At 63.5% G+C, this 12515-nt stretch carries 8 protein-coding genes; 3 read left to right on the forward strand and 5 right to left on the reverse strand.

Features of this window, described 5'->3' with window-relative positions; translation table 11 throughout:
• Complete coding sequence (locus BcanWU425_RS21190; RefSeq protein WP_204511189.1) at positions 1-1314, forward strand: TRAP transporter large permease; 1314 nt, start codon at positions 1-3, stop codon at positions 1312-1314.
• A gap of 38 nt (positions 1315-1352) precedes the next feature.
• A complete protein-coding gene (locus BcanWU425_RS21195) occupies positions 1353-2330 on the forward strand; it encodes a TRAP transporter substrate-binding protein (RefSeq protein ID WP_204511188.1) in 978 nt (325 codons plus the stop codon).
• An 88-nt stretch (positions 2331-2418) separates the two neighbouring features.
• Here BcanWU425_RS21195 and BcanWU425_RS21200 read toward each other — a convergent pair whose 3' ends face one another.
• Genes BcanWU425_RS21200 through BcanWU425_RS21210 form a run of 3 tightly spaced genes read right to left on the reverse strand, consistent with a single transcriptional unit; the run spans position 2419 to position 7016 of the window.
• Positions 2419-4068, reverse strand: coding sequence for an acyl-CoA synthetase (locus tag BcanWU425_RS21200; protein ID WP_231188537.1), 1650 nt, complete (start codon positions 4066-4068; stop codon positions 2419-2421).
• Between the two features lie 23 nt (positions 4069-4091).
• Entirely contained in the window at positions 4092-5981 is a 1890-nt protein-coding gene (locus BcanWU425_RS21205; protein WP_204511186.1) for a TRAP transporter large permease, read from the reverse strand.
• A 15-nt stretch (positions 5982-5996) separates the two neighbouring features.
• Positions 5997-7016: a TRAP transporter substrate-binding protein gene (locus BcanWU425_RS21210; protein ID WP_018457847.1), complete on the reverse strand. Its 1020-nt coding sequence runs from the start codon at positions 7014-7016 to the stop codon at positions 5997-5999.
• Positions 7017-7471: 455 nt separating this feature from the next.
• Here BcanWU425_RS21210 and BcanWU425_RS21215 point away from each other — a divergent pair, with 455 nt between their 5' ends.
• The gene (locus BcanWU425_RS21215) at positions 7472-8668 is read left to right on the forward strand and encodes a M24 family metallopeptidase (RefSeq protein ID WP_204511185.1); all 1197 of its coding nucleotides are present in this window, start codon (positions 7472-7474) and stop codon (positions 8666-8668) included.
• An 83-nt stretch (positions 8669-8751) separates the two neighbouring features.
• Here the strand turns inward: BcanWU425_RS21215 and mdoH are convergent, their stop codons facing one another.
• The gene (gene mdoH, locus BcanWU425_RS21220; protein WP_204511184.1) at positions 8752-10896 is read right to left on the reverse strand and encodes a glucans biosynthesis glucosyltransferase MdoH; all 2145 of its coding nucleotides are present in this window, start codon (positions 10894-10896) and stop codon (positions 8752-8754) included.
• Complete coding sequence (locus BcanWU425_RS21225) at positions 10884-12350, reverse strand: glucan biosynthesis protein G (protein WP_377791057.1); 1467 nt, start codon at positions 12348-12350, stop codon at positions 10884-10886. Before BcanWU425_RS21225 ends, mdoH begins: the two co-directional genes overlap by 13 nt.
• Positions 12351-12515 lie beyond the last annotated feature (165 nt).

The following is a 12515-nucleotide window of genomic DNA, read 5'->3' on the forward strand; positions in this document are numbered from 1 at the left end:
ATGGCCAATCTCGGCATGATCGAACTATCGTTCATTCTGCTCGGCGTCATGATCGTGCTGCTGGGAAGTGGCATCTGGATCGCGGTTTCGCTGGGGCTCGTCGGCTTCGTGGCGATGGCGCTGACCACGAGCCTGCCGCTCGGCTCCGTGCTCGCGACCACGACATGGAGCGCAAGCTCGTCATGGACGCTGGCTGCGCTGCCGTTGTTCATCTGGATGGGCGAGATCCTCTTCCGCACCAAATTATCCGAGGAAATGTTCCGGGGCCTGTCGCCCTGGGTGCAGTGGCTGCCGGGGCGTCTGACCCATGTCAACGTGATCGGCTGCGGCATCTTCGCGGCAGTGTCGGGTTCGTCGGCGGCGACCTGTGCGACCATCGGCAAGATCGCGCTGCCCGAACTGGACAAGCGTGGTTACGATAAGGGCTTGAGTCTAGGCTCGCTCGCGGGCTCCGGCACGCTCGGCCTGCTGATCCCGCCGTCGATCCCGATGGTGGTCTATGCGGTCACGGCGAATGTCTCCGTGCTTCAGGTGTTCCTCGGCGGCTTCCTGCCCGGCGTGCTCGTGATGGTGCTCTATTCCGGCTACATCATCGTCTGGTCGCTGCTGAACCCCAGCAAGATTCCGCCGCGTGACCCTCCGATGTCGTTTCGGCGGAAGCTCCAGGAGTCGGCCAAGCTCGTTCCGTGCCTGCTGCTGATCCTGGCCGTCTTCCTCTCGCTCGTGCTGGGGTTTGCGACCGCGACCGAGTGTGCGGCCTGGGGTGTCAGCGGCGCTTTGCTGCTGGCGTGGTGGAGCCGCACGCTCACGCGCAAGAACTTCCTCGAGAGCATCATGAGCGCGACGCGCCTGACCTGCATGATCATGCTGATCCTGGCAGGCGCTGCCTACACGACCGCAGCGATGGCCTATACGGGCATTCCGGCGGCGCTCGCCACCTGGGTCCAGGGCCAGCAGCTGACGCCGGGCATGCTCGCGCTGTATCTGAGCATCATGTACATCATCCTGGGATGCCTGATCGACGGCATCTCGATGATCGTTCTGACCGCCGTGATCGTGCTGCCGATGGTCAAGCAGGCCGGTCTCGACCTGGTCTGGTTCGGCGTCTATCTCATCATCCACGTGGAGATGGCGCAGATCACGCCGCCGGTCGGTTTCAATCTGTTCGTGCTCCAGAACATGAGCGGGCGTGATACCTTGACCGTCGCGCGGGCGGCGTTCCCGTTCTTCGTCCTGTTGCTCGCCGCCGTGTTCATCATCACGGAATATCCGCAGATCGTGATGTTCCTGCCCAAGCTTGCTTTCCCAGACTGAGCGTACCGGTTTTGAAATTGACTGTGAGGAGAAGCCCGATGATGTCTCGTTTATTCCGCGCATCCTTGATCGCCAGCGCCGTGCTGGCTGCGACACCCGCTTTGGCTCAGACCAAATGGAATCTGCCGGCGGCATATCCGGCCGACAATCCGCACTCCGAGAATCTCGTCGCGTTCGCCAAGGACGTCGAAGCCGGCACGTCCGGCAAGCTCCAGATCACGGTTCATCCGGGCGCCTCACTGTTCAAGGCGCCCGACATCAAGCGCGCGGTGATGACCGGGCAGGCGCAGATGGGCGAAGTCTTGCTGTCGATCCACGAGAACGAGGATCCGGTATTCGGCGTCGACGTCGTGCCGTTTCTGGCGACCAGCTTCCCGGATGCCATGAAGCTGTACCAGGCGTCGAAGCCGCTGATTACCAAGAAGCTCGATGCGCAGGGTCTGAAGCTCCTGTTCGTCGTGCCGTGGGCGCCGCAGGGCGTCTATGTCAGCAAGCCGCTTGCGACCATCGAAGACATGAAGGGCCTGAAATGGCGGGCCTACAACGTTGGGACCGCGCGCATCGGCGAGCTGGTTGGCGCGCAGTCGGTCACCATTCAAGCCGCCGAGCTGCCGCAGGCACTTGCGACCGGCGTCGTGAACTCCTTCATGTCGTCAGGCGGCACGGGCTACGATGCGAAGGCATGGGAGTCGCTGAAGTACTTCTATGACGTGCAAGCCTGGATCCCGAAGGACTACACCTTCGTCAACAAGGCTGCGTTCGAGGCGCTCGACAAGCCGACCCAGGAGGCCATCCTCAAGGCCGCCGCGATCGCGGAAACCCGCGGCTGGAAGGCCTGGCAGGACAAGAGCACCTGGTACATCGATCAGCTCAAGGCAAAGGGCATGACGGTCGAGCCGCCGAGCCCGGCCCTGAAGGCCGGCTTCCAGAAGATTGGCGAGCAGCTCACTGCCGACTGGCTCAAGAAGGCGGGAGCCGACGGCCAGGCGCTGGTTGACGCCTACAAGAAGATGTGAGGACGACGGGGCCTCGGCGAAGCCGACTAGTCGAAACTACGCAATGATTTCGCGGCGACACCCAACCGCCGCGGAGGTCGAGACAAGCTCAGGCCGAGATCGCCTTCGCCGATCCCGCTTCGTTGCGCAGCAGGAATTTCTGGATCTTTCCCGTCGACGTTTTCGGGATGGGCCCGAACACCACGGCCTTCGGCGTCTTGAAGCCGCTCATATGCGAGCGGCAGAAGGCGATGATATCGGCTTCGCTCGCGCTTGCGCCGTCCTTCAGCTCGACGAAGGCGCAGGGCACTTCGCCCCATTTCGGATCGGGCTTTGCGACCACGGCGGCAAACAGCACGGCCGGGTGCTTGTAGAGGATGTCCTCGACCTCGACGGAGGAAATGTTCTCGCCGCCGGAGATGATGATGTCCTTGGAGCGATCCTTGATGATGACGTAGCCTTGCGCGTCGAGCACGCCGAGATCGCCGGTGTGAAACCAGCCGCCCTCGAAGGCTTCCTGCGTCGCCTTGTCGTTCTTGAGGTAACCCTTCATCACGATGTTGCCGCGGAACATGACCTCGCCGATAGTCTCGCCGTCGCGCGGTACTTGCCTCATGGTCTGCGGATCGATGACGGTGACGGCTTCCTCGAGCGGGTAGGGCACGCCCTGCCGCCGCTTCAGGCTGGCGCGCTCGGCTGCGGGCAGATCATCCCAGCCAGGCTGCTCGGCGCAGACGGAAGCGGGGCCGTAGACCTCGGTCAGGCCATAGACGTGCGTCAGCTTGATGCCGATGCTCTCGGCGCCCTCGAGCACCGCGACCGGCGGCGCGGCACCGGCGATCAGGCCGACGACGCGGCGCGCGGCATCGCCCTTCGGTGCATCGGGCGCGTTGATCAGCGTGTTGTAGACGATCGGCGCGCCGCACATATGGGTGACGCCGTGCTGCTTGATCAGCTCGAAGATTTTCGTCGGCTCGACCTTGCGCAGGCAGACGTTGATGCCGGCGGCGGCTGCGATGGTCCAGGGGAAGCACCAGCCGTTGCAGTGGAACATCGGCAGCGTCCAGAGGTACACCGGATGCTGGCCGAGTTGGCCCGCGAGAATATTGCTGACGGCGTTCAGATAGGCGCCGCGGTGATGGGTGACGACCCCCTTGGGATTTCCCGTGGTGCCCGAGGTGTAGGTCAGCGCGATCGCATCCCATTCATCGCCCGGCAGGATCGCCGCGAAGTCAGGATCGCCTTGCGCGAGCGCGGCCTCGTACTCGATCTCGCCGATGCGCCCGCCGCCTTTGAAGGCGGCGTCGTCGACGTCGATCACGAACGGTTTTGGGCCACTCATCTGTGACAGCGCATCGGTGATCACGCCGGAAAATTCGGGGTCGACCAGAATGATCCTGGCGCCGCCATGGTCGAGCTGAAATGCGATCGAAGGTGCATCCAGCCGGATGTTCAGCGCATTGAGCACCGCACCCGTCATGGGGACGGCGAAATGCACCTCGTTCATCGCCGGAATGTTCGGCAGCATCGCCGCGACGGTGTCGCCGACGCCGATGCCCTTGCCGGCAAGGTACGAAGCAAAGCGCTTGCAACGCTCATGCGTCTCGCGCCAGGTGAAGCTGCGCCCCTCGTAGACCGTGCTGACGTGATCGGGATAGACCGCGGCGCTGCGTGTGAGAAAGCTCAACGGGCTCAGCGGCACGTAGTTGGCGGGCGTCTTGTCGAGGCCGATATTGTACTGGTTCTGCCGCTCGCTCATCGACACCTCCCTTACGCGCCGGCCTACAGGAATCCGATGGAGATCCACGGAAAGACGGCGACCACGATCAATCCTACCAGCAGCGCCAGCAGATAGCCCCAGATCGGCCTGATGCCTTCGGCCGGATCGACGCGTCCGATGGCGCAGGCGGCATAATAACCGACCCCGAAGGGCGGGGCGAATAGCCCGATACCCATGGCGAGAATGATCACCATGGCATAGTGCACCTCGTGCACGCCGACCGCACGCGCAATCGGAAACAACAGCGGCCCGAACAGCACGATCGCCGGGATGCCCTCGAGCACGCTGCCGAGGATGGTGAAGGCCAGGATCGAGACGGCGATGAAGGTCGCCGCGCCGCCCGGCAGTCCGGTCATGGCCGACGCCAGCGAGCGCGAGAACCCTGATTGCGTCAGGCCCCAGGCCATGCCGGTCGCCGTGCCGATGATCAGCAAGATCGCGCCCGACAGCGCCGCGGTTTCGACCAGCATCGGAAACAGCCGCCGCCAGTCGAAGCGGCGGTAGACCAGGAGGCCGACCAGGGCGCCATAGACGATGCCGATGGTGGAGACTTCGGTGGCGGTCGCGATGCCTTCGACCACGGCGTAGCGGATCACGAAGGGCAGCGCGAGCGCGGGCAGGGCGATGACGAAGGTCTTGCCGATCTCGCCGCCTGTGGCGCGACGGACATGGCTCATGTCCTCGTGGCGGTAGCGCCACCACACCAGCATGCACAGCGTGATCGCCAGCACCACCCCGGGCAGCAGGCCGCCGGTGAACAAAGCGGCGATCGAGACGCCCGTGACCGATCCGATCGTGATCAGCACGAGACTCGGCGGAATGGTTTCGGTCTGCGCGCCGGTGGCCGCAAGAAGCGCGACGAGATCGCCGGGCTTGGCGCCGCGCTGCTTCATCTCCGGGAACAGCACGGGCGCGACCGCGGCCATGTCCGCGGCCTTGGCACCTGAGATGCCGGAGACCAGGTACATCGCGCCGACAAGCACGTAATGCAGCCCACCGCGGACATGGCCGAGCAGGCTGGCCAGGAACGCCACCATGGCCCGTGCCATGCCGGTCATTTCAATCAGGAGCCCCAAAAATACGAACAGCGGCACCGAGAGCAAAATGAGGTGGCTCATGCCCTCGTCCATCCGCCCGATCAGTACGATGACCGGCGTGCGCGTGGTCAGTGCCAGATAGCCGAAGATGGCGAGCCCGAAGCCGAACGCGATGGGAACGCCGGCAAAGACGCAGAAGCCGGCGACGCCGACGAAGAAGATGACGAGGTTGAGATTGCCGAGCGGCCGCAGATATGGCTGCGCCAGCCAGAACAAGCCGACGACGACGGCAACGGCGACCGCGGCCGTCAGCACCATGCGGTAATCGACTGCGCGCAGCAGCCGCAACAGCGCGAACGCCGCCATCAGGCAGATGCCGGCCGGCAATGCCGCGGCGCGCCACATATTGGAGATCTGCAGCGCCGGCGTGGTGATGAAGCTTTCCTCGTAGGCGTAGTCCCAGGACGGCCAGACGATCAGCGCCAGGAAGGCCAGCGCCGCGCAGGTCGCGACCAGATCGAGCCAGGCCCGCGTGGCCGGCCTGGCGCTGGCGACGACCGCGGTCATGCGCATGTGCTCGGAACGGCGGAACGCCACCGCCGCGCCCAGCATGGCGAGCCACAGGAACAGGATCGAGGCCAGCTCGTCCGACCAGATCAGCGGCCGGTGCAGGCCGTAGCGCGCGACCACGCCGGCAAACAGGATCGCAATCTCGGCGACCACCAAAATGGCCGCCGGAATTTCGACGAGGAGACCGAGTGCGCGCTCCGTCGAGGCCAGCAAGGAAGGCCGGCGAGGGGACCGAACAGCCGCCTCGCCCGCCACTCCGCTCACTTCGACCTCAAGATGAGCCATGACGGCTCCAACGCGTTACGACAGCTTGCCGACGGCTTTTTCCAGCAGGTCCCAGGCCTGGTCGCCATATTTGCCTTTCCACTCGGCATAGAAGCCGGCGGAGCGCAGCTTGTCGCGGAACGGCGCGACCGCGGGCTGATTGAAGGTCAGGCCCTTGCCCGCGAGCTCCTGCTGCAGATTGGCATTGAGCTTGGCGGTATCCTCACGCTCCTTGAGCGCTGCGGCATTGATGTTCTTGGCGACGATGGTGCGCACATCCTCGGGCAGGCTGCTCCACGCCTTGCGATTGGCCAGGAACCAGAAGCCGTCCCACATGTGGTTGGTTAGCGAGCAGTATTTCTGCACCTCGTAGAGCTTGGCGGTCGAGATGATCGCCAGCGGGTTCTCCTGGCCCTCGACGATCCTGGTCTGCAGCGCGGAATAGACCTCGGCGAAATTGATCGAGGCGGGCGCCGCATCGAATGCCTTGAACATTGAGGTCCATAGCGGCGACACCGGCACGCGGATCTTGAAGCCCTTGAGATCGTCCGGATGGGTGATCGGCTTGCTCGACGACGTGGTCTGGCGGAAGCCGTTGTCCCAAATCTTGTCCATGACTTCGAGCCCGGCCTTCTTGATCTCGCCGCGGACAAAGGCGCCGAGATCGCCGTCCATCGCCTTCCAGACCGTGCCGTAGTCCGGGAACGCGAAGCCGATGCCGTTGATAGACGCCGCCGGTACCAGGGTCGACAGGATCAGCCCCGACAGCGTGAAGAACTCGACGCCGCCGGACCGGATCTGGCTCAGCATGTCGGTGTCAGACCCGAGCTGGTTGTTCGGGAAGATCTGGAGGTCGAACTTGCCGCCTGTCTCGGCCTTGATCGCCGCGGCCATCTCCTTGGCGCGCACGTTCAGCGGATGCGTGTCCGGCAGGTTATTGGCGTATTTGTAGGTGAACTCGGCGCTCTGGGCGCGGGCCACATGGGGCGCACTGAGGCCGCCCAGGACCGCGGTCGCGGCGGAGGCCTTGAGAAGCGTGCGGCGGGAAAAGCTCATGGGTCTGCTTCCTCGGAAAGTTTGTTGTTGTTCTGAGATGCAAACCTATACGGACGGAAGGTCAGAAGGTCATCTGCGATCTCGCGAAGCCTCGCTTATTGCAGCCGGACATCCTCACGGCAATATCGGCTTTCGGCGGCATCGGCCCGATTCAAAAACCGAAAAACAACCCCATGCACAGTAGCCGTCAAAGTCGGGACCAGGTCCGACGGCCAGCCTGGAAAAGGACCGGGAACGAAGGTGCGATGAGAGGAATTCTAGCTAAATAACTGATCTGATTTGATATAATGATATTCCATAATATACCTTATGCGAATCGTGGATATGGCTGTGCAGGTCAGGCCAGATCATTCCGCAGCTACCCAGAACCCCTCTTTCGGATCAAACTTGTGCCAACAAATCCCCGGGCAAACCGACGCAGCGGTTGTCGCCACGGCAGCATTGGGAGGTTCGTCATGCAGGAGAACGTCGCCCGCGCAGACCGCTCGCGCGCCATTCCATTCGACGCCGCCAAGCTCGACCGCCTGATGGAGGCTGCCGGGCTCGACGTCCTGGTCGCGACCTCCAAGCACAATGTGCAGTACCTGCTGGGTGCCGAGCGCGCGATCTTCTTCGACTACATGGATGCGCTCGGCGTCAGCCGCTATCTGCCGGTGCTGGTCTATCCCAAGGGCGCACCCGACAAGGCGGTTTATGTCGGCCACCGTCTGGAAACCCATCAGCGCGCCGTGGCGCCGCCATGGGTGGCGCAGGTGCGGACCGAGTCCAACGGCTCGGTCGATGCGATTACGCGGGCCGTAAGCCTGATCCGCGATGCCGGCGTGCCCCTGAAGCGGGTCGGGGTCGAGATGGCGTTCCTGCCGATGGATGCGGGCCGGGCGCTCAGTGACGCCCTGCCCGGCGCCGAGCTCAAGGACGCGCTGCTGGTGCTGGAGCGGCTGCGGGCGGTGAAGTCGGCGGACGAGCTTGCGAAGCTCAAGACGGCGTCCGAACTGGTGATCGCCTCGATGCTGGCGGTGATCGCCGGGCACGGGCCGGGCACGACCAAGCAGCAATTGTCGGACGCCTTGCGGCTCGCCGAAGCCAATCGCGGGCTGACCTTCGAATACTGCTTGCTCGCCTGCGGCAACAGCCACAACCGGGCGCCCTCGGCGCAGCGCTGGGAGCAAGGTGACGTGCTGTCGCTCGATTCCGGCGGCAATTATCACGGCTATATCGGCGACCTCGCGCGCATGGCCGTGCTCGGCGATCCCGATGTCGAGCTGAAGGACTGTCTGGCCGAGATCGAGGCGGTCCAGCGCGCCGCCTTCGCGGCGGTCAGGCCGGGCGCCATGGGCGGCGACATCTACGTCGCGGCCGAGCGGCAGCTCGCGAAGATCACCCAGCGCGACTGCACGGAGTTTTTGGCCCACGGCATGGGCCTCGTCAGCCACGAGGCCCCTCGCCTGACGGCCAAAGGTCCGATCCCCTACGACGACACGGATGCGCGGCTGCCGCTCGAAACTGGCATGGTGGTGTCGATCGAGACCACGATGAAGCATCCGAAGCGCGGGTTCATCAAGCTCGAGGACACGGTTGCGGTGACGGCGACGGGTTACGAGATCTTTGGCGAGGGTGGTCGCGGCTGGAATTTGGGTGGCAGTTCGCTGTAGGCTGGGACCGCGCGCACAGCAGACATCTCGCTCTCGGCCCAAGCCCAGCCGGGTCGTCAACCCCTGTCCTACACCGCCATGACCTAGACTTCCGCGGAAGCGGTAGCTCGCGGCATGCGCATGACCTGCTCGAGGGCGTGTGGGTGCTTCAGCACGGCAAGCGTCTCGCGTGCGCTGAGGCTGCTGACGACTTCCTCGAAATCGTCGCTCTGCTCAATCTTGGCCCGGCCGATCGCGAGATCTATGTCGATTTGGCCCGATTTGCGCGGCGGCGTTTCGAGGGACTGCATGTGCGGTCCCAGCAACGCGGGATTCTGTCTAAGTTCGATCAGGGCCCCGTGTGGCTCGATTCGATCCAGGCTGGCAAGCTCTCTCGCCCTCTGCAGCAGCGCCGGCACGCGATTGTCCTCCGGGGTTGCAAACAGGCGCGCCATTCGCGGTGCCGTCGAGGTGACGAGACCGATCGGAATGGCGCAAACCAGGCCGATGATCACCGGTGACATCCAGAGCAGCAGCGGGAGCGACACGGCGTAGGCGCTTGCCGCCATGGCCAGACCGCATAGGGTCGGCACCGTGAACTTGCGATAGACTTCGTCGCGCGTGATCCTGCCATCGCTTCGCCGTTGCACTTGCCAGCCCGCGTCACGGCCCAGCAGGATCTCCGCCACGGCGGTGGATTGAAAGATCATCATGGAGGGGGCGATCAAGGCGGCAAGCAGGCTCTCGGCGACCACCGCCAGCAGCACGCGAAATCCGCCGCCGAATGCCTGCCGTTCCGCACGCTTGGTGAGCAAAACGAGGTAGGCCAGCAATTTGGGCACGATGAGCAGCCCCATTGTCGCGGCAAAGACCCAGGCGGCGAGCACGGGATCCTGTGCGGGCCACGTTGGAAACAACGAGAAGCCCTTGGGAAAGTACTCCGGCTTGACGAAATAGGCCTGCAAGGAGGTCAGGATTCCGAGCAATAGAAACAGCAGCCACAGCGGCGCGGTGAGGTAGGATCCGATCCCGGTCAACAGGTGAAGCCTGGAGACCCAGTGCAGGCCTCGAGCCGGTAGAACGGCAAGATGCTGGAGATTGCCCTGACACCAGCGGCGGTCGCGCGCCGCGAAATCCAGAAGCGACGGGGGCACCTCCTCGAAACTCCCGCCGAGACCTGGAGCCATGAAAATTCCCCATCCCGCTCGTCGCATTAGTGCGGCTTCGACAAAATCGTGGCTGAGGATATGGCCGCCGAAAGGCTTCCTCCCGCGCAACTCGGGCAGGCCCGCCTCTTGCGCAAAAGCCTGCACCCGGATGATGGCGTTATGTCCCCAGTAGTTGCCCTCTGAGGCATGCCACCAGGTGTTCCCGGCCGCGATCAGCGGGCCGTACAAACGACCCGAGAACTGCTGAAGCCGGCTAATCAGGGTTCGCGCATTGACGACGATCGGAAGCGTTTGAATCAGCGCGGCTTGCGAGTTCGATTCCATCGCGCCCGCCAGCCGCACGATGGTCTCTCCGCTCATCAGACTGTCCGCGTCGAGAATGATCATGTAGTCGTAGGCGCCACCGAACCGCCTCACCCATTCGGCGATGTTGCCGGACTTTCGGGCGGTGTTGTCGGATCGGTGACGATAGTAGAGATGGCCCGAACCGCAGTTGCGCTGCAGTTCCAGAAACGCAAGCTCCTCGGCAATCCAGATGTCCGGATCTGTCGTGTCACTGAGCAGAAACCAATCGAACAACGGGTCCTGTCCGGTTTCGCCGACCGACTCGTACATGGCGCGGAGTCGCGCCATGAGATGGTGCTGATCCTCGTTATAGGTCGGCAACAGCATCGCCGTTCGGCCGGTGATCGTGGGCAGCGGACCCTGGCTGTCCATTGGCAGCACATCCGGTCGCCCCCGCAGGAGCACAAAAAAACCGGCGACTGAAGACACGAACGAAAACGCGATCCAGGCGAGCAGCACGAGAAACAGCCCGAACACCATGCCTTCGAGGACCGTGACGCCACCAACCTTGAGAACATCGTACATCTCAACAGCGCCCGCAGCGGTAATCGCGACCGTTCCGCCAAGAATGAACAGGCGTCGCGCTGCAACGGCAGGGGCGGTCCGCAGTCGCCCCGGATCGGCACGGTTAGTCCGGTCCAATCGGCAAGGCTGCATGGGGAGAGGCGTTTCGTCGGGAAGATACCGAGTGCCAAGCTCAAGCGAGAGCGCGGGCGAGGTCGTCAGGGCGCCCATCGGTAAACCCAGACTTCAGAGATCGGCTGTTCGCCCTGCATCAAGATCGCCCTCAACTCGATCGGCGCGTCCTTCACGGCGCACTGGAAACTCAGGCGCCAGCCACCGGTTTCCGGGTTTGGCTGTGTGACGACGTTCTTGATCTCGGATTTGTCGGCGCTGACGGCACCCCTTACCTTGTTGGGATCGACCGCCTTCAGTCCGTCCCCGACGATTTCGAGCACGAACAATTTGCTGTCGTCGCCCCGCGCGCCAACGCCTGTGCGGGTGAACCGAGCCAGCGAATTGGGCTTCGGCGCGTCCGGACCCCAGTGCAGACGGTAGGTGTAGTTGTTTTCGCTCTTGGCCTGGAGAGCTGTTTTCGGGCGCCAGAAGGCGGCGATGTTGTCGTGAACTTCCTCCTTGGTCGGGATCTCAAAGAGGACCACACTGCCCTCTCCCCAATCTCCGATCGGTTCGACCCAGAGGCTTGGGCGACGCTCAAAGCGCGATTCGATGTCCTCGTAGGCAAAGAAGTTTCGTTCCCGCTGCATCAGGCCGAAGCCGCGAGGATTGAGATCATTGAATGTGCTGGCTTGCAGATCGCGCGGATTGTTGAGAGGACGCCAGAGTTGCTCGCCCTTTCCGTTGAACACGGCGAGCCCATCGGAGTCGTGCACGGCAGGGCGGAAATCGTCGACATCGTGTCGGTCGTTCGGACCGAAAAAGAACATGCTTGTCATGGGCGCCAGGCCGGCATGCTGCAGCTCGATCCGCGGATAGAGCGACATCTCCACGTCGAAGACCGTCGGAGCGCCCGGCCTGATCGTGAAGCGATAGCTTGCGGTAGCGCTCTTGCTGTCAAGCAGCGCATGGACCACCACAGATGTGGCACCCGGCGCGGGCTTCTCCAGCCAGAACGCCTTGAAGAAGGGAAATTCCTCCCCCTTGCTCTCGCCGGTATCGATCGACAGACCGCGCGCGGACAGGCCATAGGTCTCGCCTTTGGCAACGGCACGGAAGTAGCTGGCGCCGAGAAACGCGCAAACCTCGTCGTAATAGTCGGGGCGATTGATCGGGGCGTGAATGCGAAACCCGGCAAACCCGAGATCGGCGTCCGGTACCTGGCCGATATTGTCGCCGAATGCAAAATCGTCGCGCCGGTACCTGATCGGTACGGCTCGTCCGCCGGCGACCTCGTAAATGTCGACCCTGTTCTTATAGAAAAAGCCGCGGTGGAAAAACTGGACCTCGAAGGGCAGCTTCTCGCTCCGCCAAGCCGCGCGCTCCGGCAGAAAGCGAATTGACCGGTACTGATCGTAGGTGAGATCCTTGAGCGCGTCCGGGACCTTTTCCTCTGGTGGCGCAAAGGGCTTACTCGCCAAATTGCGGGCAAGGTCGCGGACATAAGAGGGACCAAACGGCAACTCCGCCGCCGATGCCGCAGAGACTGCGCCAGGTAGTAATGTCGCCAATGGCGTCAATGCCGAGGCTTCCAGGAATTGCCGGCGATTCAACTGTGCTACCCGTTCGGTTCCAACCGCAGTGCAACCCCCTCGTCGCGACCGAGTTCCACGGACGTCGCCGAATCCGGGCGGAGTGTGGCCGACGACCTCGTCGAGCGGGCTTGGGCGATTTCG

The sequence above is a fragment of the Bradyrhizobium sp. WU425 genome (assembly GCF_021052305.1).
GTDB classification, from domain to species: Bacteria; Pseudomonadota; Alphaproteobacteria; order Rhizobiales; family Xanthobacteraceae; genus Bradyrhizobium; species Bradyrhizobium canariense_D.